Annotated in this window: 16 protein-coding genes; 11 read left to right on the top strand and 5 right to left on the bottom strand. The window is 49.2% G+C overall.

Going from position 1 to position 24221, the window contains the following annotated elements; all coding sequences use genetic code 11:
- Nucleotides 1-3: 3 nt before the first annotated feature.
- Nucleotides 4-870 (bottom strand): AraC family transcriptional regulator, encoded by an 867-nt coding sequence (locus tag ACTHMC_RS21260; protein WP_440416205.1) that lies wholly within the window; start codon nt 868-870, stop codon nt 4-6.
- Nucleotides 871-1564: 694 nt separating this feature from the next.
- Here ACTHMC_RS21260 and ACTHMC_RS21255 point away from each other — a divergent pair.
- Together ACTHMC_RS21255 and uxuA are read left to right on the top strand one after the other, a co-directional pair.
- Nucleotides 1565-3223: a UxaA family hydrolase gene (locus tag ACTHMC_RS21255; protein ID WP_440416203.1), complete on the top strand. Its 1659-nt coding sequence runs from the start codon at nt 1565-1567 to the stop codon at nt 3221-3223.
- A 37-nt stretch (nt 3224-3260) separates the two neighbouring features.
- Complete coding sequence (uxuA, locus tag ACTHMC_RS21250; RefSeq protein ID WP_440416201.1) at nt 3261-4442, top strand: mannonate dehydratase; 1182 nt, start codon at nt 3261-3263, stop codon at nt 4440-4442.
- A gap of 16 nt (nt 4443-4458) precedes the next feature.
- Here the strand turns inward: uxuA and ACTHMC_RS21245 are convergent, their stop codons facing one another.
- Nucleotides 4459-4881 carry a winged helix-turn-helix transcriptional regulator gene (locus ACTHMC_RS21245; protein ID WP_440416199.1) on the bottom strand — a complete coding sequence of 141 codons (423 nt, stop codon included), beginning with the start codon at nt 4879-4881 and terminating at the stop codon, nt 4459-4461.
- A gap of 74 nt (nt 4882-4955) precedes the next feature.
- Between ACTHMC_RS21245 and ACTHMC_RS21240 the strand changes: the two genes are divergently transcribed.
- From ACTHMC_RS21240 to ACTHMC_RS21215, 6 genes are all read left to right on the top strand, one after another.
- The gene (locus tag ACTHMC_RS21240) at nt 4956-5696 is read left to right on the top strand and encodes an SDR family NAD(P)-dependent oxidoreductase (RefSeq protein ID WP_440416197.1); all 741 of its coding nucleotides are present in this window, start codon (nt 4956-4958) and stop codon (nt 5694-5696) included.
- A gap of 120 nt (nt 5697-5816) precedes the next feature.
- Complete coding sequence (locus ACTHMC_RS21235) at nt 5817-6170, top strand: hypothetical protein (protein ID WP_440416195.1); 354 nt, start codon at nt 5817-5819, stop codon at nt 6168-6170.
- A 75-nt stretch (nt 6171-6245) separates the two neighbouring features.
- Nucleotides 6246-6947 (top strand): ABC transporter ATP-binding protein, encoded by a 702-nt coding sequence (locus ACTHMC_RS21230; protein WP_440416193.1) that lies wholly within the window; start codon nt 6246-6248, stop codon nt 6945-6947.
- 12 nt (nt 6948-6959) lie between these two features.
- Nucleotides 6960-9443, top strand: coding sequence for a TonB-dependent siderophore receptor (locus ACTHMC_RS21225; protein WP_440416192.1), 2484 nt, complete (start codon nt 6960-6962; stop codon nt 9441-9443).
- 20 nt (nt 9444-9463) lie between these two features.
- Nucleotides 9464-10888, top strand: coding sequence for an ABC transporter permease (locus ACTHMC_RS21220; protein WP_440416190.1), 1425 nt, complete (start codon nt 9464-9466; stop codon nt 10886-10888).
- A gap of 2 nt (nt 10889-10890) precedes the next feature.
- On the top strand, nt 10891-12243 hold the full coding sequence (locus tag ACTHMC_RS21215; RefSeq protein ID WP_440416188.1) for a DUF3526 domain-containing protein: 1353 nt from the start codon (nt 10891-10893) through the stop codon (nt 12241-12243).
- Between the two features lie 148 nt (nt 12244-12391).
- On the opposite strand, the gene ACTHMC_RS21210 is transcribed toward ACTHMC_RS21215, so the two are convergent.
- The 3 genes from ACTHMC_RS21210 to ACTHMC_RS21200 all read right to left on the bottom strand — a co-directional run bounded on the left by ACTHMC_RS21210 (nt 12392) and on the right by ACTHMC_RS21200 (nt 17584).
- Nucleotides 12392-14719, bottom strand: a complete 2328-nt coding sequence (locus tag ACTHMC_RS21210) for a TonB-dependent receptor (protein WP_440416186.1) — start codon at nt 14717-14719, stop codon at nt 12392-12394.
- A 252-nt stretch (nt 14720-14971) separates the two neighbouring features.
- Complete coding sequence (nagB, locus tag ACTHMC_RS21205; RefSeq protein ID WP_440416184.1) at nt 14972-16897, bottom strand: glucosamine-6-phosphate deaminase; 1926 nt, start codon at nt 16895-16897, stop codon at nt 14972-14974.
- Nucleotides 16898-16999: 102 nt separating this feature from the next.
- Entirely contained in the window at nt 17000-17584 is a 585-nt protein-coding gene (locus ACTHMC_RS21200; RefSeq protein ID WP_440416183.1) for an RNA polymerase sigma factor, read from the bottom strand.
- Nucleotides 17585-17718: 134 nt separating this feature from the next.
- Between ACTHMC_RS21200 and ACTHMC_RS21195 the strand changes: the two genes are divergently transcribed.
- The 3 genes from ACTHMC_RS21195 to ACTHMC_RS21185 all read left to right on the top strand — a co-directional run bounded on the left by ACTHMC_RS21195 (nt 17719) and on the right by ACTHMC_RS21185 (nt 24118).
- Entirely contained in the window at nt 17719-18714 is a 996-nt protein-coding gene (locus ACTHMC_RS21195; protein ID WP_440416182.1) for a FecR family protein, read from the top strand.
- 274 nt (nt 18715-18988) lie between these two features.
- The gene (locus ACTHMC_RS21190) at nt 18989-22495 is read left to right on the top strand and encodes a SusC/RagA family TonB-linked outer membrane protein (RefSeq protein WP_440416180.1); all 3507 of its coding nucleotides are present in this window, start codon (nt 18989-18991) and stop codon (nt 22493-22495) included.
- Between the two features lie 24 nt (nt 22496-22519).
- Complete coding sequence (locus ACTHMC_RS21185; RefSeq protein ID WP_440416178.1) at nt 22520-24118, top strand: SusD/RagB family nutrient-binding outer membrane lipoprotein; 1599 nt, start codon at nt 22520-22522, stop codon at nt 24116-24118.
- Nucleotides 24119-24221: the final 103 nt, after the last annotated feature.

The raw sequence follows: 24221 nt of genomic DNA, 5'->3' as shown, positions 1-24221 counted from the left end.
GTGTTAAGCCATAAATTCTTTCTGGTAGTTCAATGGGCTCTTACCGGTGATCATCTTGAAATATTTATGGAAGCTGGTGAAGTTGTTGAAGCCGCTTTCATAACAAAGCTGTTTGATGCTGAGGTTGTTTTCTATCAGCAGCTTGCATGCCTGTCCCACACGGATCTCGATCAGGAACTGTGAATAGGTCTTACGTGTTCTTGATTTGAAATAGCGGCAGAAGGAGTTCGGGCTGATATTGGCCACAGCTGCGATCTCTTCCAGTTGTATCTTTCTTTTGAAGTTCTTGAGTGAGTAATCGTAGATGGCATTCACACGGTCGCTTTCCGCTTCCACAAACTCCTGTTTGAAACCAATGGAGCTGAGAGACGACATATTCTTGCATTCCGCGATGGTATTGAGTGCTTCAATGAGCAGCATGATGCGGAGCGAGCCATCGGAATAGAGCAGATGCTCCAGCAGTTCAGCCACTTTCTGGCGGGTCTTGCCGGTGATCTGCAGGCCTCTTCTCGCTTTTTCCAGCATGGCCTTGATATTGAGGTTCTCGGGCAGTTGCAGGAACTGGTCGCCCCAGAAGTTCTCGGCAAAATGCACCACACGTACATCAGCATTCAGTTTGCTGCCATCTTCAAAATAGGCGTCGTCGAACCTCCAGTAGTGCGGGAGTTGGGGGCCTACCAGCACAATGTCGCCAGGTTTGAATCTTTTGATATTGTCGCCGATGAATTGGGTGCCTTCGCCCTTCTTAAAATGGATAAGTTCAATTTCAGGATGGTAATGCCAGCGGTTGTTAACGTAAGGGACAATGTCCTGCCGAACACTGAACGAATGTCTGGGCGCTTTGGATACTTTCAGTAATTGAGGTCTCATTTCAAAAGGGTTTAAAAGTTAAACCTTGGATTTGCCAGGTACGTGCTGCCCATTGACAAAAAGCAAATTTCCGGAAAAAGCCGATCATTCAGGAAGGAGACGAAAAGGCCGGCCGGCAACAGCGCCGGTTGGTGCACAGCAACGGATGTGCTGGCAGGGATGTGGAAAGTTTCTCGTGTCATGGCAAGACGGTTTTGGTGCAATCCGATATAATAATCTCTGCTACAAATTGAATTTTTTTTTATCATCCGTGCGCTTTTTAGCCTCCCTTTATTTATGCAAACGTTTCCGGTAGGGTAGTGCGTAACCCGTTAATAACCTTGCAACTATCTGTACCAGTGGGTGCTCCGGAACCGCCTTTGCAGTGATAATCAGGCAACTCTGCAACAAGTTGCAATTGATTATGCAATATTTGCAATAAGCCCCTCAGATAGCAGCTGGGACTAATATTTAAGTGATTGGCCAGCATAGTTTATGATCGTATATACATTTCCGTTAGTAAGATCCTGTTTTTTCCTTGATAGTACAGCTGTTTCATTCACTCCGGCTGGCCGGAAATTGAACAATTTTGGCATTCCGGGAACGATTGCGGAATATCTCTGCCAAGATAGCTTACTATTTAGACAATGGGATAGGTTTTTGAACCTGTTGATAGTTATTTATTTGTGCTAAGATTATTATTAAGTACAACACTATGCAGGCTACTCATACATACCTCCAGATACACCCACAGGACAATATACTCGTTGCCCTTCAGGATCTACCTAAAGGAACCCCCATCCGGCACAATGGCCATCAGTTCTCACTGGTGGAACCTGTAGCCGGTAAACATAAATTCACCATCAATGACCTGGTGCCGGGAGATGAGATCTTCATGTATGGTGTACTGGTAGGGAAAGCCGACAAGCCTATTCCACAGGGTGCGGCCATCACCACCGGCAATATCCACCACGCTTCCAGCGATTTTGAACTTGGTCAGCGCAAACTCCATTGGGAAAAGCCCGATGTGAGCAAGTGGCAAGAAAAACATTTCATGGGCTACCACCGCGCCGATGGCAGTGTGGGAACCGCCAACTACTGGATTGTGATACCACTTGTTTTCTGTGAGAACAGGAATGTGGATGTGCTGCGCGAAGCCCTGGTGGAAAAGCTGGGTTATAGTAAGGTGACCGCCTTTCAGCATGATGTGGAAACCCTGGTGAATATGTACCAGCAGGGCGTTTCTGCCGATGATATCCTGGCGGTGGAGCTTTCCGAAAAAGCGACGAACGTCAGCAACAAAAAGGTTTTTCAGAATATCGATGGCATCAAATTCCTCAACCATGATATGGGTTGCGGTGGTACCCGCATGGATGCAGATGCGCTCTGCGGACTGCTCGCCGGATATATCACACATCCCAATGTGGCAGGGGCAACAGTGCTCAGCCTCGGCTGCCAGCATGCGCAGGCCAGTATCCTGGAAAAGGAGATCGCCAAACGTGATCCCCGCTTCAGTAAGCCCCTGGTGATCCTGGAACAGCAGAAAGAGGGAACGGAGCAACAACTGCTCACCAGGGCCATCAAAAAAACTTTCGCCGGCCTGATGGAAGCCAATAAGAATGTAAGGCAACCCGCGCCGCTCAATAAACTCTGTATAGGACTGGAATGCGGAGGCTCCGACGGCTTCTCCGGTATTTCCGCAAACCCGGCACTGGGCTATGTTTCAGACATCATGGTGGCGATGGGCGGCTCCGTGATCCTCTCCGAGTTCCCTGAGCTCTGCGGGGTAGAGCAGGAGCTGAGCGACCGCTGTGTGGATGAAGCAACAGCATTACGTTTCATGGAGCTCATGCGCGTGTATAACGCAAAAGCGGAAGCCGATGGATCCGGTTTTTATATGAATCCATCCCCGGGTAATATCCGCGACGGACTGATCACCGATGCCATCAAATCTGCAGGCGCCGCCAAAAAAGGAGGCTCATCTCCCGTAACAGCAGTGCTGGATTATCCCGAACGCGTAACCAAACCCGGTCTCAACCTGCTTTGCACACCAGGAAATGATGTGGAAAGTACCACGGCCGAAGTAGGATCAGGCGCCAACCTGGTACTGTTCACTACCGGGCTGGGTACTCCAACCGGTAATCCCATCGCGCCGGTTGTGAAGCTGAGCACCAATACTGCACTCTTCAAAAAAATGCCGGACATCCTGGACATAGATTGCGGCACCATTATCAGTGGCACGGAAACCATACCGGAAGCGGCTTCCAGGATCCTCGACTATATCATCGATGTGGCCAGTGGAAGGAAACAACCGAGAGCAGTAGCACTCGGTCAGGATGATTTCATTCCCTGGAGAAGAGGAGTTTCTCTTTAGGACCCTATCTTTGAACAAATAACCATCAGCATCTTATATGAGCGTTGCTTTACCCCGAATGGAACAGTCTTTCCGCTGGTTTGGTCCTACTGACCCAGTAAGCCTCGCGGATATCAGGCAGGCCGGAGCTACCGGAATAGTAACTGCCCTTCATCATATCCCTAACGGAGAACTATGGACGAAGGAAGAGATCCTCGCCAGGAAACAGACCATCGAAAAAGCCGGTCTCACCTGGAATGTAGTGGAAAGCATCCCTGTTCACGAACATATCAAAACGCAGCAGGGAGATTATCTGCTCTACATCAAAGCATACCAGCAGAGCATCCGCAACCTGGCGGAATGTGGCATCAGAATCGTTACCTATAACTTCATGCCGGTGCTTGACTGGACGCGCACCGATCTGGCCTGGGAAGTGGAAGATGGCTCCAAAGCACTTCGCTTTGAAAAGGCTGCCTATATTGCCTTCGATGCGCTGATCCTTCAGCGCACCGGTGCAAAACAGGAGTTCAGCGCTACAGAACTGGCAAGGGCGGAAGCCAGACTGGCTTCCATGAGTGCTGATGAAAAAACATCGCTTCAGCGTAATATCATTGCCGGTTTACCCGGTTCCGAAGAGAGTTTCACCCTGCAACAGTTCCAGCATGCACTGGACCAGTACAAGGGCATCGATGCCGCAAAGCTTCGTTCCAATCTTATATTCTTTTTATCACAGATAGCGCCTGTTGCCGAGGAAGTGGGTGTGCAACTGGCCATCCATCCGGATGATCCTCCCTATCCGATCTTTGGTCTGCCACGCGTGGTCAGCACCGAAGCCGATGTGAAAGCCCTCTTCGATGCAGTACCTTCCAAAGCCAATGGCCTTTGCTTCTGTACAGGTTCCTTTGGTGTGCGCGCAGACAATGACCTGGCGGGCATGGTAGAACGACTGGGCAGCCGGATCCATTTCATTCACCTGCGCAGCACGCAGCGTGATGAAGAAGGAAACTTCTACGAGGCCAATCACCTGGAAGGGAATGTAGACATGTACAGCGTGGTGAAGAATATTGTAACTGTGATGAAGGACCGTAATGCTTCCATCCCAATGCGTCCTGACCATGGTCACCAGATGCTGGATGACCTGAAGAAGAAGACCAATCCCGGTTATTCCGCTATTGGAAGACTGCGCGGTCTGGCCGAACTGAGAGGACTGGAGCTCGGTATCGTAAGAGCATTCAATTAATGGAAAACAGACAGCATTATAAGGCAGCAGCTTTCTTACCGGAAGCTGCTGTTTTTTTAGGGGTAACTGCCTGGGTTGGTTTGGAAGCCGGTTTCGTTTGTCTGTGCCTGTTACCCCAGGCACTCATATGCCGCAGCATCGGCGCCGTATCACGTCCCATATCAGTAAGCATGTATTCCACTCTCGGCGGAACTTCCGGGTAAATGATGCGTTTTACCAGCCCGTCATCTTCCAGCTCGCGCAGTTGCGCAACCAGCATACGTTCAGACACTCCATCGATACTTTTACGCAATTCATTGTAACGCATCGTTCCCTTCAGGAGGGTAAACAGAATAGCCGGTTTCCATCTTCCTCCGATCACGGAAAGTGTATAACTCATGCCACAACTGGCAATAATGGCTTCTTCATTGATGGCGTTGGTGGAGCTTGTTTTCCGCATACTTACTTTTTTGTTAGTACTTAACAATTTTAGCTGTACCTGCAAATATAACAATGCTGTTCTAGTTTTGAGCTATGAAAAATTTATCCAATCAAACAGCCCTGGTAACAGGGGGAAGCCGCGGAATAGGAGCGGCCATTGCAAAACGTTTAGCAAAGGAAGGAGCCAGCGTGGCCATCACATACAACTCCTCTCCTGAAAAAGCGGAGAAAGTGATCGGTGAGATCCGTGCAGCAGGGGGTACCGCCATTGCCATTCAGGCAGACAGTGCCGATCCCAACGCCGTGAAGCAGGCAGTGAACAAAGCGGCTGCTGAACTCGGCGGCCTGAACATCCTGGTGAATAATGCAGGAATAGCTATCTTAAAATCAGTAGAGGATTTTACGCTGGAAGAATTCGATCTGCATACCAATGTAAATATCCGTGCAGTATTTGCCGGCTCACAGGAAGCAATCAAACACCTGCCACGCGGCGGCCGTATCATTACCATTGGCAGCTGTATGGCGGAGCGGGTAGCAGGGCTGGGTGGCAGTGTGTATGCCATGAGCAAGAGTGCGCTGACCGGACTTACCAAAGGTATGGCACGAGACCTGGGACCGAAAGGCATCACCGTAAATCTCGTTCATCCGGGACCGGTAGATACTGATATGAACCCTTCAACAGGGGAAGGTGCGGACTGGCAACGCTCGATCAATGCCCTGAATACGTTTGGTACTGCTGATGATATTGCCGGACTGGTAGCGTATCTCGCCAGCCCTGAGAGTGGTTACATTACAGGTACTGGCGTTGTGATCGATGGCGGAACGAATATCTGATCATCTCAGGGTGTGCCGAAAATATCAGGGTATGCCCTGATTCTCCGGGCACACCCTGATATTTTATTTGCAACAAAGATGCATTTACTTTACATTTGCAACGTTGATGCAAAATGTAAATTGAAAAGAAAGTCCAGATACCGCCACTTTACAGCCCTCTTCCTGACGGCCCTCTACCTGTTCATAGCAACACCGGTACAGTACTGGCATCATCATGTATCTCATGCCGCCACTGAGTTTGCGTCGGAAAATGGTTCAGACCATTCAGATACCGGATCAACAAAGATCCAGGGACAACATGGCGATAATTGCTCCATCTGCGCTCATCATTATGCTGTTTTTGTGGAAGACAGCCATCCACCGCAGCTTGCCTTTTTTCCTTCTCTTACCAGCACTTATTCTTTATATCGCGTTACTGCGATCACTCCTTTGCTGACTGGCTTCTCCAACAAAGGACCTCCTTCAATGCTGTAAATACATTCTCTCTGTAATAGCCGGCAGCTGGTACCTGCTGCTATTGCTATTCATTTTTATTAAATCAATTACATCATGGCTGTATTGCAAGCGATCGGGCTTGGCAAGCAATATAATGGTATTGCTGCGTTGACCGATCTGAACTTATCTGTTCAACGAGGTGAGATTTTTTGTCTGCTTGGCCAGAACGGCGCAGGAAAATCCACCACCATCAATCTCTTTCTTGGATTCACCGAGCCTACCAGTGGAATGGTGATGGTCAATGGCGAAGAAGTGAAACCTGATGGGAAACAAACACGCAGTGCGCTGGCCTATATCCCGGAAGTGGTACAGCTGTACGGTAATCTCTCCGGAATGGAGAACCTGGATTTTTTCAGCAGGATCGCAGGGTTCAGTTATTCAAAAGACAGCCTCCGGCAATTCCTGCTGCGTGCCGGATTGCAGGAAGAGGCGCATCAGCGCAAGCTGGGCGGTTATTCAAAAGGTATGAGACAGAAAGTGGGCATCGCCATCGCATTGTCGAAGAATGCCAGCGCCATTCTCATGGATGAACCCACCTCGGGTCTGGACCCCAGGGCTACAGCGGGTTTTACCGAAATCTGCAAGTCGCTGGCAAAGGAAGGCAGGACCATCTTCATGGCCACCCACGATATTTTCAATGCCGTGAATATAGGTGCACGTATCGGTATCATGCGCAAAGGCGCACTGGTGCATACCGTAGAAAACGGCAATCTTACTGCCAATGAGTTGCAGGAGCTCTACCTCGAAACCATTTAACCCAACCACAACATGAAATATTTTCTAACCCTGATCGGTCTGACCATTTTCTCTGTTGCCGCTACGGCGCAACGAGGACTGCAACTGCAGATCCTTGATGAGAAAGGAGCCCCGGTAAGTCATGCTTCCGTGCAACTCAAACAACAGAAACGGAAACAAGCTGGTGCAAGCAATGAACTGGGCCTGTTAAAATTTTCAGATCTGCCTGCGGGCCATGCGGAACTATCCATCACGGCAGTGGGCTTTGAGTCTTATCAGCAGATTGTTTTGCTGAAGGATACCATGATGGAAATTTTAATCAGACTGAACCCGCTGCTCAAAGATCTGCAGGCCATTGAAGTGGTTGGTCGCAGTGCCCGCAAGTACACCAGTGATTATTCTTTCGGTGCTACAAAGTTTGCGGTTGCCAGCAAGGATATTCCGCAATCGGTATCTGCCGTTACCAAAGAACTGATCGCCGATCTGCGCGCCTTTCAACTGGGGGATGCCGTGAAGATGGCGAGTGGTGTAGTTCCCAGCAGTTATTACAACCAGTATACCATCCGCGGTATGAGCCAGAATGAAGAAGGGCAGATCCTGAATGGCATGCGCACCAGGCAATATTATTTCCTGCAGCCGCTCACTGCCAATATAGAAAGGGTGGAAGTGATCAAAGGACCAGCCAGCGCCACTTTCTCCAGTGTGGATCCCGGCGGCAGCATCAATATCATCACTAAAAAACCGCTGGATACCCACCGGAAAGAGATCAGCATCAGTGCAGGAAGTTTCAGCACCATCCGTGCGGCGCTTGATTTTACGGGACCGCTGGATAAAGAGAAGAAATTGCTGTATCGCGTGAACGGCGCTTACCAGGAAGCAAAAAGCTTCCGTGATTTTGTGGGCAATAAATCATTCCTTGTATCACCTTCCTTCTCCTGGGTACCCGATGATAAAACAGCTTTCAATACAGAGATCATCCTGAGTAATATGAATGGAAATCTCGACAGAGGCCAGCCGATCTTCGGCGCTGTAGCCGGACAAACGGACCTGAAGAGCACGCCTGTAAGTCTCAATCTCTCCGGTCCTGATGATTATTTCAAATCGAAAGAATTCATCATCATGGGGAATTTCAGCAGGCGTATCACGGAATCATTGTCGCTGAATATCTCCTACATGAAACAGACATGGAGTGAGGACCTGCAGGAGCATCGTACCACCAACGCATTTGGCGTGGATCTGGATAATAATCCTGTCAGCTCACTGGCGGGTATGCAGTTCGTGCAGCGCAAACAGAACTGGAATATCGATAACCTTAATGGATACTTAACCTATAAAATACAGACAGGGAAAATTACGCATACCATACTGGCCGGTTATGATCTTCACCGCTGGCAGAAATTAAGAGGTGGAGGACAGAACGCTGCCCGTGGTTACCTGTTGAAGGATGGAACAGTGGCTGCAAGCTTCAATCCCGCACGGGCTGCGGATTACCATACCATCAGTTACGGTGGTTCACTGATCCCAAAACCGAATGTGAATCATTTCGATCTCAGCAATCCGAACTATATTCTTAGAAGTACTTCCGATTATGTATTCAATGTGAGAACGGCGCTGCCTGCGGCACTCACCAGCACGCAGGCGGTGTATATACAGGAAATGATGCAATGGAATCGTTTTACATTATTGCTGAGCCTTCGCCAGGAATGGTTTGAGGATATCACCAACTATAAGGCCGGTGCAGAAACCATTGTGAAGAAAGCTGCACTGCTGCCTCGTGTTGGTCTTACCTGGGCTGCCACCAAAACCGTGAACTTCTACGCTACTTATTTCAAAGGATTCCAGCCGCAGTCGAATACCGTCACCCTGATGCCGAATACCGGTTCATTGAAGACAGGTGCACAGTTCGAGCCATTGAAGAGTGATCTGAAAGAAGCAGGTTTGAAAGCTGACTTATTGAAAGGGCGTATGAGCCTCACCGTGGCATTGTATGAGATCAGGCAACAGAATATCCTCATCAATGCCAATATACCCGCGTTTCCGGATTCTCTCGCCACCAGGGGAGGAGAGAAGAGCAGGGGCATTGAAATGGAACTGGCCGGATACCTGATGCCCGGCTGGCAATTGAGTATGGGCTACAGCTATATCGATGCAGTGATCACGCAGGAAAAAGATCCTGCACTCATCGGCGCGCGAAAACAGAATACACCCATTCACAGCGGAACAGTGTGGACCCGTTATAATTTCCCTGCAACCACTGCTCTGAAAGATCTGGGCGTAGGAGCTGGACTGCAATACAGTGGTGATAAAGTGCCCTGGTTCACCCGTTCTTTCAAACTGCCTGCTTACACAGTACTGGATCTGGCAGTTTATTACAGTCCGGGTAAAAGCAACCTTCAGCTGGCCATGAACATCAACAATCTTCTTGATAAAACCTACTGGCTGGGTGCACAGAATTACCTGCGCCTGTTCCCCGGAGCACCGCGCAATATCATGTTCACTGCCACTTACAGGTTCTGATAAATTGAATTCTTATGCGAATGAAAACTCTGATCTTGTTTGCGAAGCAAATGTATGTGCAGGCCTTCAGGAACAGCGCCAACCAGTTGCTGGGCGGCTTACTGCTCCTTTTGATCGCCTATGCTGCGTGGAATGGAGCTGCCACCTGGAGGCAACAGGTGGATATGCGCCATGCTTATGAAGATACCGTGCGGAAGAACTGGGAAAATATGCCGGACAAACATCCGCACAGGATGGCGCATTACGGTTATCTCGCATTCCGCCCCAAACCATCCCTGAGCTTTTTTGATTTTGGACTGGAAAGTTATACCGGTAACGTGGTGTTCCTGGAAGCTCATAAACAGAACTCAGTGAACTTCTCGGAAGCCGGTCTCAGTACAGGCCTCCTGCGCTTTGGCGAAATCAGCATGGCCATGGTATTACAGGTATTGCTGCCGCTTATGTTATTCTTTATCGGATTTGGTTCGGTTGCTGCTGATCGTGAGAACGGTACGCTTCGCATCCTGAAAGGACAGGGCGCTTCCTGGAAGGAGATCATTTTCGGAAGAGCGCTCGGCCTCTTGCTGATCGGCGGCAGTTTTCTGGTGACGTCATTGGCTGTATTGCTGTTCATCCGTAATGGCAACTCAAGCGGAGATAATGACGATCTGCGAAGATCAGCCTGGCTTTTCCTGCTTTACCTGGTCTATCTGGCAATCATCAGCCTGATAGCTGTACTGGTGTCGGCGCTGTGCAAAAGCAGCAGGATAGCGCTTGTGTCGCTGATCGGGATCTGGCTGTTCTTCACTATCCTGGTACCACGCGGCGCTCATGCCATAGGACGTTACCTGCACCCGTCGCCCTCAAAGATCGCCTTTGAAGCAGGAGTGGAAAAAACGTTGCTGCAAAAAGGCGACAGTCATGATCCCAATGATCCCTACTACAAAGCGCTGAAAGATTCCCTGCTCACTGCTTATGGCGTGGATTCTGTACAGAAACTGCCTTTCAATTACGGAGGCTTTCAGATGAGGGAAGGAGAGCGGATCAGTACCGAAGTGTACAACCAGCATTTCAGGGAACTCCTCAAGGTGTATGAAAATCAGAACAGGTTTGCCGCCTCCACGGCTTTCATCGATCCATTTGTGGGGCTCAGGAATTTATCGATGGCAGTATGCGGCACCGATTTCACCTCTTATGTGAATTTCCAGTTGCAGGCAGAAGACTATCGTTACCGGCTGGCGCAGCAAATGAATGAACTGCAGATGAAGTATATCAGTAACAGTAAAACTTCTGATAGAACCATCAGCAGCGATTTCTGGAAAAGCCTGCCCAAACTGGAATACAAACCTGTAGGCATAACTGCATTGTTCCGTGCTGAATTATTATCGGTACTTGCCCTCACCGCCTGGCTCCTGTTTCTGGTACTGGGCATTGCTGCTTTTTCTGAAAAAATAAAACTGGTTTGATCATGTTCGTATTACAATTGAAGCGATTTTTCCGTTCCGGTATTGCCATCATCGGCTTATCCCTCCTGCTGGTAGCCGGAGTGATCAGCCTCCTGGCAGGGAAGCAGCATCTCTGCAAACAGGCTGCTGCTGTGGCCCTCACAGAACAGCAACAACAACATCATATCCAACGGAATCTGGATTTCTATAATAAGGATATCGGGCTGCTTCTCTATCATTTGAAATTCGGAATTGCCAATAAGGCCGATGGACTGAATGGTCTGTCCATCGGACAACGAGATGTGAACAGCGCTGTGCAGAGCATTACCATCCGTGGACTGGAGAACCAGCGTTATGATACCGACCTCTTCAATCCTGCGGGATTGCTGGCGGGTAACCTGGATTTCAATTTCGTACTCATCTATCTTTTCCCCCTGCTCATTATTGCATTCTGTTATAACCTGGTATCGGAAGAAAAAGAAGGAGGTACCTGGAAACTGCTGCATGTGCAAAGCAGCAGGCCTCTGAAACTGATCATGCAGAAACTGGCTGTCAGGATGATGGCCGTATATGCAGTGCTGGCCATTCTCCTGTTGTTATCGCTGATCATACTGCCCATAGAACTGAACAGCGGATTTGCTGCTGTATCCGTCCTCTCGATTCTGTACCTCCTTTGCTGGTTTGCCATCAGTACATGGATGGTATCATTACGTAGGAACAGCAGTGTGAATGCAGCAGGAATGCTCAGTATCTGGATACTCCTGCTGTTCGTATTCCCGGGCATCGTGAACAATTACCTGGTGAAGGAATATGCAGTGCCCGAGGCCATGCATACTGTAGTGGAACAGCGCGAAGGCTATCATGAAAAATGGGATATGGAGAAAGGACCTGTGATGGAAAAATTCTGGTTGCACTACCCGCAGTTCCGCAAATATCAGTTACCGGATGCCGAATTCAGCTGGCTCTGGTACTACGCCATGCAACAGATGGGGGATGATGATGCGCAGGAGCATAGCACAGAAATGTACGAAAAACTCTGGCAGCGCGAACGTGCCAGTGAGCGGATCGGCTGGTTCATTCCCTCCCTGCATGCACAACAGCAGTTCAATACGGTAGCGGGTTCGGGGCTTCGCAATCAGCTGCTGTACCTGGATAGCACCGCAAAATTCCATGAGCGCCTTCGTATGCAGTTCTATCCGCAGATCTTTGAAGGCAGGGACGCAAAAGAGCTCAACTGGCAGACAGTCAAAATGGAATATTTTTCCGAACCTCCAGCATTCCGCTGGGCTACACTGCTGCTTCCATTCCTGCTGATGGCCGGATTGTTTGCCGCATTAAGCGCCTGGCAATTCAAAATACAGACTGACATACATTGATCGTTTTCTTTCGCTGTGCCCAGTCGCTCGCGTCCCCGCAAGTGACTTCTATTTGCTGGCCTCTGGCGAGCACCGTGTAGCCGGAGGCGACGGAATATCCGTCACTCGCAGGTACGCGAGCGACTGCACCCCGAATAAAGTTCATTCACTAGAACTGGAAGCCCAGGCTGAGGTTGAAACGGGCGCCATTGCCCATCACATACTCCACATCCTGTGCCCTGTACTGGCTTCTTGGAGGATAGTAAGATCTGTTGAAGATGTTTTCGATGCCAAGCGCCACATTGAATGATCTGTTGATCTTATAACCACCATTGAAATTGAAATAAGTCACATCTTTCACCGGAGCTTCGCTCAATCCATACAATCCTGTATTACGTGGCTGGAACCTGTTACGGCTGCCCGTATAAACTGCAGAGAACTGAAGGTTCAATGCTGCAACAGGATTCCAGGAAATAAATCCTGTTGCTTTCGGAGGAGCGATCCTTTCTCCGTTCATATATACTTTGGTTCCATTTGAGGTTTCCGACTTCCCTTCAACATAGGAATAGCTGCCACCTGCGCGTAAGTTCTTCAGTATCCGGGCTTCTGCCTGAACTTCGTACCCATATACTCTTTCAGGCTCACGCTGCGTAACGAACATGCCATTTTGTTCCACGAGGTTAGCACCCAGTTTGGACGTGCTTACAAAATAAGCCCCCTGTATATTTACCGGTCCGATCTGGCTGCTGAAACCGGCCTCATAATTATTCGTGATCACAGGATCTGTAGTGATCTGATCGAGGGTATTCTCTTTTGCAGTGCGCAATACACGCCCCAGCTCATTCAGGCCAAATGCCTGCCCGAAACTGATGAATGGATTGAAGAAATCGAATTTGGTATAACGCAGGCCAGCATTGAACATGGTGGCGCTATAATTGAGCGTACCGCCTTTTATAGCAATACTACCCTCGCCATTCTGTCCTTTTGCAATGGTATTGAAATCTTTCACTTTGATATTCGCGTTCTCATAACGCACACCACCTTTGAATACGAAATCCGCAACATCCACTTTCACCTGCGCGAATGGCGCCGCATTCAACATATTCATATCGGGAATGTATATGCGCCCATCGGTCAGTACCTGGTTGGTCTTATCTTTCAGCAGGTCGAACCCATAAGTAATATCCCCGGAAACGGATCTGAATTTCCAGGGTGTGTTCAAATTAGCGCGCACTCCCTGTTTCCACGACTGGATATAGGTTTGTCCCGGCCCGTACCATGCCGTTGATTTCTCCACATAACGGTTCAGGCTCTGAAATTTATGATCATACACCATTACTTCCAGACTGCTGTTGTATGGCAGTTTGGTATGCTGATAGTTCAGGTATGCATTATGGCTATGAGGGGTGCCTGCAGGTGCGCCCGGATCGATACCCTTAACGCCAACAGCAGGTGATTGTCCGAATACCCCCGCCTTATTGATATAATCTGCATACTGACGGCTCCTGAAAAAATTAAAAGAGAATGTTACCTTCTGGTTCTCATCTATCTGGTATCCCAGTTTGGTGAAACCATTGAAGAGCCTCGTTTCGCTAAGCCCATCAGGCTGCGCGATCACATTGCCTTCCGCATCTTTCTGTGCCCCTGATTGATCATACACGCCACTGATCACATAAGAGAACCTCTTCACCGACCCATGCAAGGTCTGCGACACTCTGTAACCGATCGTATTGTCAGAGTGATCGATATTCCCACTGGTAGTGACCCTTGTGTCTCCGCTGATAGCCTTATTGCCCGAAGGTTTCTTAGTGATAAAATTGATGATACCACCTCCTGACCCATTTCCATAAATGGAAGTAGCCCCTTTGATCACTTCCACTCTTTCAATAATGGAAGGATCGATGGTTCTCAGATCACGACTGCCATTCATCAGAGGCGTCGACTGCGGGATGCCATCGATCAGCACCAGCACTGAGCGTCCCCTCAGAGTCTGGCCGGAATTGGTCGCCTTATTGGTAAAGGTCCCCAATCCAGGCACCGTATTGCCCAATATGGAGGTGATATTCGGATTGATAGCCAGCTGTTCGCGGATCTGCTTCGCCGACAGGATAGTCACCGAAGAAGGGACTTCTTTTATATTCTCTTCCCTGCGGCTCGCAGTTACTACCACCTCATTCAGAAAACCTTCCGACTGCAGCCTCACACTGATATCCGCTTCTTTTCCCTCTTCAATCACCACCGGCAGTACCTGCGTGGCATACCCTGCAGAGCTGACAATGATTTCCTGCCTTCCCACCGCAATGCCGGTTAGCTGGAAATTACCACCAGCATCGGTAATGGTGCTACGTCCTTTCTTAACAGCCACCGTAGCATGTTCCAGGGGCTCGCCTTTTTCGGTGAGTACAATACCTTTCAGAGTGCCCTGTCCTTTCTCCTGAGCATAAAGTTGCGGGAAGGAGGCGAGAAAGCAGAGGGTCAGTAACAGTAACTTGTTCATATTGGAAGTTTGCGGGTGCAAAGTTCGGGGGTGATTGGGGAGAAACGGTAACACGATGCGGAGTTTCGGGTTGCGAGATCGGTAAAAAGATGATGGAGAAGCGGAGTTGTGTTTTTTGTTTTTTGATGTATGTGGGTATGTTTTTGCAACCGCCAAAATCCACCTCCTTTGCGCCGCGCAACCATACAAGCAGAGGCACAAAAAAAGCCGCCCCATAAAGAGGCGGCTAACTATAGCAATAAATTCAATCTTCTAATAATGCCAGCGCACAAAGGCTTCCATTGCTGCATACTTTGTAAGACCCAGCTGTGCATACAGGTTGGCCGTATTGCTGTTGCGGTCTTCTGCACGCTGCCAGAACTCGCGGCTGTCTGATCCCTGGAATGGAACCATGTCTTTCTGCGACTGGTGAATGAAGATGCCATGGCGTTTCTTCATCACCTGGTCAGGGCTCATCGGCACTGCCATTTCGATCTCAGCAATATCCCACTCCTGCCATGCACCCTTATAAAGCCACATCCAGCAGTCTTTCACCCAAGGTTCGTTGGCTTCTTTTAATCTGCGCATCGCTTCAAACACTATCTCCAGGCAAACCTTATGCGTTCCGTGCGGATCGGCCAGGTCACCGGCGCAATAGATCTGCTGCGGCTGGAGCTTGCGGAGCAGCTCCATGGTAACCAGCACATCCTCTTCTCCCATCGGCTTCTTTTCAATGGTGCCGGTTTCGTAGAAAGGCAGGTTCTGGAAATGATAATTATTGTCACTGAGACCTACATAACGGCAGGTGGCTTTTGCTTCGCAGCGGCGGATCAGCCCTTTGATAGCACGGATATCAGCCGTATCGATCTCATTAGATTTTTTGTTTTTCAGGTAGGCCCTCGCCTGGCTGAGGATCTCATTCGATTTGCTGGAATCGATACCGAACATCTCTTCGAAACCTACGGCAAAGTCCATGAAGCGTGTTACGAACTCATCAGTAACGGCAATGTTACCGGAAGTCTGGTAGGCTACATGCACATCGTGACCCTGATCATGCAGGCGCTGGAAGGTTCCTCCCATAGAGATGATATCATCATCGGGGTGGGGGGAGAAGATCACACAGCGTTTTGGATAGGGCTCGCTGCGCTCTGGATGATTCGGCAGGTTTGCGTTGGGCTTGCCGCCGGGCCATCCGGTGATGGTATCGCGCATCATGTAATACACTTTGAGGTTGATCTCATAAGCGTCGCCTTCTTCTACCAGCAGTTCGCTGAGGCCATGATCACGGTAATCGTTATTGGTGAGGCTGAGGATGGGCTTATTGGCTTTGAGGGCCATATTCACCACGGCCTTGCGCACAAGGGCAGGTGTCCAGTCCATTTCACCGGTGAGCCATGGATATTTATAACGGGTAAGCTCAGCGGCGGATGTTTCATCCAGCACAAAACTTACATCGTTGTGTTGCTGAAGGAGGGAGGCAGGGATCTGCTCATCCACATGTCCTTCCACTGCTTTCTGCACAACAGGGGCCTTGGCAGGTCCCCATGCCATCAGGATGATGCGGCGTGCCTTCATAATGGTGCTGATGCCCATGGTAATGGCCAGGCGCGGCACCTGTGAGAAAGTGGCGAACTCGTAGGAGTTGGCAATACGGGTTGAATTATCGAGCGTAACGAGACGGGTTTTGCTGAAGATGCTGGAACCTGGCTCGTTGAAACCGATATGTCCGTTATTGCCGATACCCAGGATCTGGAGGTCGATGCCGCCGGCCTGGTCGATCAGTTCTTCATACTGAATGCAATGTGCCTTGATCTTCTCTTTGGGGATCTCTCCGTTGGGGATGTGAATATTCTTCGGATCGATATCAATATGGTCAAACAGGTTTACATGCATGAAGCGGTTGTAACTCTGCAAAGCATCAGGCTCGATGGGATAATACTCGTCGAGATTGAAAGTGATTACGTTTTTGAAGCTCAGACCTTCCTGTTTGTGCAGCCGCACCAGTTCTGCGTACAATGACTTGGGAGTGGAACCCGTGGCCAGCCCTAATACGCAGTTTTCATTTTTTGCCTGTTTACTGCGGATGAGGGAGGCAATTTCCTGTGCAACAGCCGCAGCGCCCTGTTTCAGGCCGGCGTGAATGCTCACGGGAATTTTCTCAAATGAATCAACCATATCTTGTGTTTTTTGAAGTTGCACGAAATTAACTGCTATTTCAATATTTATGCAATAAAAATTTAGTGCAAACCATTGCATAAAATGTTTGAACACGCTGAAATACAGTGTTAACTAACGATTGTTTCAGAGAAGGATGGTCAGCAGGCTGTAATGCCGGATGAGGATCTTTTTCATGGCTTTCACCGCCTGGTAAAGGAGGTTCCGGGCGGCCTGATAGTTGATGTTCATGATCTCGCTGATCTCCTCATAACCCAGATTCTGATAGAATTTGAGGTATACGATCTCTTTCTGGCGGGTGGTGAGCAGGTTCAGGGCCTGCACCAGCCGGGCCCTTTTTTCTTCCGATTCCTGTACGCCGATCACAAAATCCTCGTGACTGATCTCGAAAACTGCATTTTCCATTGAATCAGACTGCAATTGTGTATTTCCCTTTTTCCTGAGAAGCTTAAGGAGCTTGTATTTCATCGCCTTCAGGAGATAGGCTTTCACGGAGATGCCGGGAGGCGGGTTCTTGCTCTGCCAGAGCTCAATGAAAAGCTCCTGGATGCAGTCTTCCAGCATGGCCGGATTCTGACAGATCTTATAGCCATACCTGAAGAGGTCAGGATAATATTTACGGAATAACCAGCCCAGTGCGTCGCGGTCACCCTGGATAAAAGTCTGCCAGTAATGAATATCCGGCTGGTGTTTCATTTTCACATTGTCCATTGGTTATGGTGTAGCAAGCCCGGTAAACCTACCTGTAAAAAAGGGCAAAACCAATTTTTGGTTTAAAAAAATTAAAAAAAAATTCATTACAGATTATCCATAATGGACACCTGTAAATGGAATAACGCTGTGTTATGGATAAAAACTTTTCAAATATCGAGGATATCATTGCCGACGAACAATTTCAGGCCTGGTATTTCAGAGCGGATAATGAGCTGCGCCGTCAGTTTGAAGCCTGGCTGTCTGCCAATCCGCTGCAGGCCTCACTGGTAGCTGAAGCAAAGGAATACCTTGATCAGTTGGTGATAGCAGAAAGGGAGTTGCCGGAAGCCCAACTCGTAACTGCTCATGAACGCCTCATGGCGGGCATTAGCGTCACGGAAGAATTTCAGGCACCCGCAACCACCGGCGTACTGAAGTCCATCAAACGCTGGTGGTGGGCTGCGGCTGCAGTGATGGTGTTTGCTGCAGGAGGGCTCCTGTATCTCAATCACCAGGCGCAGGAAAGTGTGCAGACCGCTTTCGGAGAATTGAGAGAAAAGCAGCTGCCTGATGGTTCAAGAGTAACACTTAATGCAAATAGTACCATTACTTATACAAAGGGGTGGGATAAGGGAAACGAGCGTGAAGTGTGGATCAGGGGAGAGGCGTTTTTCCATGTGGCCAAAACCCCGGCCAAAAGCAGGTTTGTGGTGCATACGGATCGCTTTGATGTAGTGGTTACTGGTACTCAGTTCAATGTGGTGAACAGGCAGGAGAAAACAAATATCATGCTCACGGAAGGAAGTGTTACGCTGGTAACCCCTGATGGAGTGAAACATCATATGACGCCCGGTGATTTTGTGGAAGTACATAATCAGCAACTGCAGAAGAAAGCAGGCAGCGAAGAGAATATACTCGCCTGGAAAGAAAGGAAATTAATATTCGAGAATACACCGTTACGCGTTGCGCTTGATAAGATACAGGAACATTATGGAGTCAGTATCCGGATAGAAAATGCCAATATCAGCAACGATGTGGTCAATGGGATCTTGCCCAATGACAACCTGGATGTATTGCTGCAAGCGCTGGATGCAACCTATGATTTCCACGTGGTCCGCAAGAACGGAGAGATAATAATTACAGAATAGGAACATTTTCAAGAGCAGGCCCTCCCTTTACTGTTATCCGGTTCAGTATAGCCGCATTGATACTTTCAACAGTTCAATGCCTGCGGGCTATTGCCCGGATCGCAGCAAAGAACGGGGTTCTTCACAGATCAAAAGGATGCAGGCCTGCTGTTGGGGACACAGCGGGATCAGCATCCGGGGCCGGTGGTCCGTCCTCACCACCTGCCCGGTTCAGTGAAAAGGAAGAGCCTGGTTTAAACCCAAAACAGTAACACTATTTTAAAAACGCCGCATTATGAGAAGTTTTCAGCGTAGATCTGGATCTCTTGCCATTGTGCTCGGCATACAACTGGCGTGTTTACCTGCCGCATTCTCGCAGGGGTCGTATGCCTACCTGGACAAGCACAATGTAATCAGACAACATCAGGACAATAAAAAGCAAGACGATAGCAGCCGCAAACAGCAAACCTTATTCAAAGTACTGAAAGAACTTAACCGCACCAGGGGAGTATATTTCCTCTTCTCCGACCAGAGCCTGGGAGAGAAAATGGTGAACCCTGTTAAGAACGATAATGCAGACATAGAAAAGATCCTGAACCAGGTACTGGAAGGAACAGGACTTAAATACAAGAAAGTAAACGAGAAAACTTTTGTGATCCTTTCCGCAAAGGAAAACGCAAAAAATGATTACAACCTGGCGCCGGTTACATTTGCCGGCAATGAGCGTCCGCAGATCAGCCAGACAGCCGATATAGTAAAAGGAAAGGTGACGGACTCCACCGGAGTGGCAGTTACGGGCGTAAGTATAACGGTGAAGAATACCCGAAGAGGAACTACCACCAACGGGGAAGGGGAGTTTACTCTTGAAGTGACAAAAGGGGAAACCCTGGTATTCTCTGCCGTGGGTTTTGCAACCCGGGAACTGGTGGTAGCTGATCAGTCTGTGATCAATATAACGCTGGCGGCGTCAGGTGGACAATTGAATGAAGTGGTGGTGACTGCCCTTGGTATCAACCGCCGTTCCAAAAGCATCACCTATTCCACACAAAAGATCAACGGTGAACAACTCACTACCGTGAAAGATCCTAACCTGATCAACAGTCTGAACGGTAAAGTGGCGGGCCTCACCATCAACAGGAGCTCTTCAGGTGCGGGTGGTTCCGTTAAAGTGGTGATGCGTGGTAACAAGTCCACCCAGAACAACTCTCCACTCTACGTGATAGATGGTATTTCCATGTACAACACTCAGTTAGGCCAGCCGGACAACCCCTTTGGGGAATCAAATGGTTCGGGTAGCCCCGGCCGTGATGGCGGAGATGCGATCTCCAATATCAACCCAGAGGATATCGAAAACATGCAGGTACTGAAAGGCGCATCCGCAGCGGCTCTGTATGGAAGTCAGGCTGCCAACGGTGCTATCCTCATCACTACTAAAAAAGGCAGGTCGGGTAGCTCCCGCGTTACCCTCACCAGCAGTCTCACGCTTGACCGCGTACTGCTGAAACCGGAAGCACAGTTCGATTACGGACAATCCACTCCTGATACGGAGGACGGATGGAGCGCCACAAAGAACGGCACCGGCGATTACACAAACGACTTCTTCAGAACGGGAGCCACCTGGATCAATGGAATCAGTCTCACAGCAGGCACCGATCGGGCACAAACTTATTTCTCCTATTCCAACACGGAGAACAAAGGCGTGATCCCTACCACCCGCTTCAACCGGCATACTTTCACATTCCGCGAAACAGCTAAATTCTTTGATGATAAATTGTCTGTGGACGGATTTGTAACATTAACAAGACAATCAGGTACCAACCGCCCTACAGCCGGCTTCTACAATAACCCGGTTGTTGGTCTCTATTTCTTCCCGCGCAACCGGAATTTCGGAGACTACAAGAATCAGTTCGAGGTATTGTCGCAGCTCAGGCAACTGAACGTGCACAACTGGTGGAATGTGGACTACGACAACAATGTAACGGGAAACGCCTTCTCCCAGAATCCTTACTGGATACTGGAGCGCAACAGGAGAACAGACGGACGTGAACGTGCATTCACTTCATTGTCGCTCAAATACTCCCTTACTCCCTGGTTGAGCATACAGGCAAGAGGTAACTACGATCTCGCCGTGGATAATTATGAATCCCGCATGTATGCCAGCACCAACTCAACACTGGCTGATTACAACGGGCGTTTTATCTGGGCAAGAAGCAAGGATAATATTGCCTATGGCGATGTACTGGCGTTGATCAACAAGGACCTGACACCGGATCTCTCTCTTAGTGCTACAGTAGGCGCTTCCATCAATGATGCGAAAGTGACCGATCAAACGGTGCTTGATTCTTACCGCGCCGTTGATGCCAACAACAATGCACTGGGTCTTTCTGTGGCCAATATCTTCAGCGCACAGAATATCCTTCCCACCAACTCATTGCGTCAGCAATCCGTGATAAGATATCAGACGCAGTCTGTGCTGGGGAGCGCCTCTCTGGGATACAAAGATTTCTTATTCCTTGATCTGACTGCGCGTAACGACTGGTCCTCTACACTGGCCTTCACGCCAAATGTGAGCTTCCTGTACTATTCGGCAGGTGCCACCGTTGTGCTGAACGATGTATTACAACTGCCATCTGTTATTGATCTGGCTAAATTCCGCGCCAGCTACGCTAAAGTAGGTAACAGTATCAGGGCCTTCGCTACTAATCAGCCTGCTTATACACAGAACCCCAATACGGGAGGTCTGGTGAAAGGAACGCAGTCTTCCTTCCCCGGCAGGCCGCTGAAACCGGAAGATAACCGCTCCCTGGAATTCGGTACAGAATGGCGTTTTCTGAATAACCGGTTAGGCATTGACGTTACCTACTACAAAAACGATAACTACGATCAGTATTTTGAGACCCCGGCGCCTGCTGCCTCAGGTTTCACCACTTATTTCCTCAACCTGGGGCATATCCAGAACAAGGGGTGGGAAGTGATGCTGAATGCTGTGCCGGTGAAAAGCCGTGATTTTGAATGGAACACTGCCGTGAATTTCGCTACCAACAAAAACACCGTGGTGAACCTCAGTGCTGAAGGGATCAACAGCAGCGGCGGCACGCCCCAGTTCATCCTCAGTACTTTCGACAATACCTACGGAACAGTGGTTCGTCAGGGGGGCAGTTTTGGAGACATCATTTCCTATGTAGCGCTGAGAGATGATAAAGGCAACCTCATACTGGATGATACCAAGGGCACGCCATTGCCGGACCGCCAGCAGCCTACCCGTCAGGTAGTGGGTAATCCCAATCCTGATTTTACAGCAGGCTGGAGCAATACCATCCGGTATAAAAAACTCACGCTGAACTTCCTCTTCGATGGCCGTTTCGGGGGCGAAGTGATGAGCCTTACGCAGGCAGAACTGGATCTGAAAGGTTTCAGCAAGAAGAGTGTGGAAGCCCGTGAAGCAGGTGGTGTGTTTGTGCGTGGTATCAAACAGAACGGAACTGCTTTTGAAGGAACAGTAAGCGCAAAGGATTACTATGGCGCGATCGGTGGCAGGGATGGTATCGGTGAATATTATATCTATGATGCCACAGCGGTAAGACTGCGCGAAGTTTCCCTTGGTTATGTGGTTCCTGTAAAATGGAAAGGCATCAGGGAACTGAACGTTTCACTGGTTGGTCATAATCTCTTCTTTGTAAAACGCGAAGCGCCATTTGATCCGGAAGTGTCCATGAGCACCGGCAACAGGCTGCAGGGGATCGATGCATTCGGTCTGCCTTCCACCAGGAGCTTCGGAGTGAATGTAAAAGTCGGTTTCTGATCATTCTTTTAAATGCTGAATAACATGAAACGTAATCATAATCTACATAAACGTCTCTTCTGTATCATGGCAGGCATCAGCCTGGCTGCAGCCGCCTGTACAAAGAACTTCGAGAAAATAAATACAGACCCCTACGGTTTGAGCGAGCAGGACCTCAAAGGCGATTATGCGCTTTACGGTGCTCCCTTCAACCAGATCCAGCTGAATATCCATCAGTACACACCTGACTGGCAATACCAGTTACAGCAGAACCTCAACGCTGATATCTGGAGCGGTTATTTCATGACGCCCGTGAACTTTGCCAACAATGTGAACAACACCAACTACGCGATGGTGGACGGATGGAATGACCGGATCTGGGCCACGGCCTACAGCAATGTGATGAGCCCCATTCAGGCAGTGATCACCAGGGCGAAGAATGATAACTATCCCAATTTCGAGGCCTGGGCGCTGATCCTGAAAGTGCTGGCCATGCACCGTGTAAGTGATTATTTCGGCCCCATCGTATACTCCAATTTCGGTAAGATCAATGCAGATGGCAGCGTTACTTACGACTCCCAACAGGAAGCATACAATGCTTTCTTCAAAGACCTGGATGATGCTGAAGCCAAACTGAGGCCTTTTGCAGAGAACCCCAATGCGGCGCTGGCATTTGCCAAATTCGACCTGGTGTATGCCGGCAATTATACAAAGTGGATGAAGTTCCTGAACTCGCTTCGCCTCCGCCTGGCCATCCGCATTTCAAAAGCAGATGCCAGCAAAGCGAAGACCGAGGCGGAAAAAGCACTCTCCAATTCTTTTGGGGTGATCGAGACCAATTCAGAAGATTTCATCATCGATAGCAAGACCATCAATAATCCGCTCAATATCATCTCCACCAACTGGGCCGATATCCGGATGAACGCATCGATAGAATCATACCTTGTAGGTTACAATGATCCTCGTCTTCCCATCTATTTCCAACCTGCTACCGATCCGGCGCTTACCGGGCAGTTCAAAGGTATCCGCAGTGGAATTCAGATGGATGATGAAGTTACTTATGTGAACTTCTCCCCACTGGGAGGTTTCGGTACCAAAACACCGATGCTGACCGCAGCTGAAACATGGCTGCTGCGTGCGGAAGCCAAACTCAATAACTGGACTGACGCCGGTGTTCCATCCGTGCAGGCCGCGTATGAAAAAGGTATTCAACTGTCGTTCTCGCAATGGGGACTGAGCAGTGCCGCCTTTGATAATTACAAAGTGAGCACGGCTACGCCCAAAGCATATGTGGATCCGAAGAATGCAGCCAATAATGCTCCGGCCGGTTCAACGGTAAGCCCTCAGTGGAATGCCGCCGGCACCACAGAGCAGAAGAGAGAGCAGATCCTCACACAGAAATGGCTGGCCGTTTATCCGGAATCCTGTGAGGCCTGGGCCGAGGTGCGCCGCACCGGTTATCCGAAGATATTCCCGGTAGTGGTGAACAACAGCGGTGGTATTATACCGAACGGACAGTTCATCAAGCGAGTGAATTTTGTGATCAGTGAACGGGATAATAACCAGGCTGGATACCAGGGAGCAGTTGTAAAACTGGGCGGAGCGGATAATATCAATACCCGCCTCTGGTGGGATAAACCTTGAGAGTTGTTGTTAATTATAAAGGAATAGTAAAACCTTAGACCAAACGATCAATAGGGTAAGTCAGGCTGTCCTCTTCGAGGGACGGCCTCTTTTTTTGTGTAAG

Origin of the sequence: Pseudobacter sp. (genome assembly GCF_051955275.1) — a bacterium.
In the GTDB taxonomy this organism is placed as follows: domain Bacteria; phylum Bacteroidota; class Bacteroidia; order Chitinophagales; family Chitinophagaceae; genus Pseudobacter.
The sequence above is the reverse complement of the archived record's forward strand: the minus strand, read 5'-3'. Positions and strand labels throughout refer to the sequence as shown.

Coding starts and splice junctions, on each gene's coding strand:
- ACTHMC_RS21260 (WP_440416205.1), bottom strand. CDS start 870: ATGAGACCTCAATTACTGAAAGTATCCAAAGCGCCCAGACATTCGTTC.
- ACTHMC_RS21210 (WP_440416186.1), bottom strand. CDS start 14,719: ATGAACAAGTTACTGTTACTGACCCTCTGCTTTCTCGCCTCCTTCCCG.
- ACTHMC_RS21190 (WP_440416180.1), top strand. CDS start 18,989: ATGAGAAGTTTTCAGCGTAGATCTGGATCTCTTGCCATTGTGCTCGGC.
- ACTHMC_RS21225 (WP_440416192.1), top strand. CDS start 6,960: ATGAAATATTTTCTAACCCTGATCGGTCTGACCATTTTCTCTGTTGCC.
- ACTHMC_RS21255 (WP_440416203.1), top strand. CDS start 1,565: ATGCAGGCTACTCATACATACCTCCAGATACACCCACAGGACAATATA.
- ACTHMC_RS21230 (WP_440416193.1), top strand. CDS start 6,246: ATGGCTGTATTGCAAGCGATCGGGCTTGGCAAGCAATATAATGGTATT.
- uxuA (WP_440416201.1), top strand. CDS start 3,261: ATGAGCGTTGCTTTACCCCGAATGGAACAGTCTTTCCGCTGGTTTGGT.
- ACTHMC_RS21245 (WP_440416199.1), bottom strand. CDS start 4,881: ATGCGGAAAACAAGCTCCACCAACGCCATCAATGAAGAAGCCATTATT.
- ACTHMC_RS21220 (WP_440416190.1), top strand. CDS start 9,464: ATGAAAACTCTGATCTTGTTTGCGAAGCAAATGTATGTGCAGGCCTTC.
- ACTHMC_RS21200 (WP_440416183.1), bottom strand. CDS start 17,584: ATGGACAATGTGAAAATGAAACACCAGCCGGATATTCATTACTGGCAG.
- ACTHMC_RS21215 (WP_440416188.1), top strand. CDS start 10,891: ATGTTCGTATTACAATTGAAGCGATTTTTCCGTTCCGGTATTGCCATC.
- ACTHMC_RS21185 (WP_440416178.1), top strand. CDS start 22,520: ATGAAACGTAATCATAATCTACATAAACGTCTCTTCTGTATCATGGCA.
- ACTHMC_RS21195 (WP_440416182.1), top strand. CDS start 17,719: ATGGATAAAAACTTTTCAAATATCGAGGATATCATTGCCGACGAACAA.
- ACTHMC_RS21240 (WP_440416197.1), top strand. CDS start 4,956: ATGAAAAATTTATCCAATCAAACAGCCCTGGTAACAGGGGGAAGCCGC.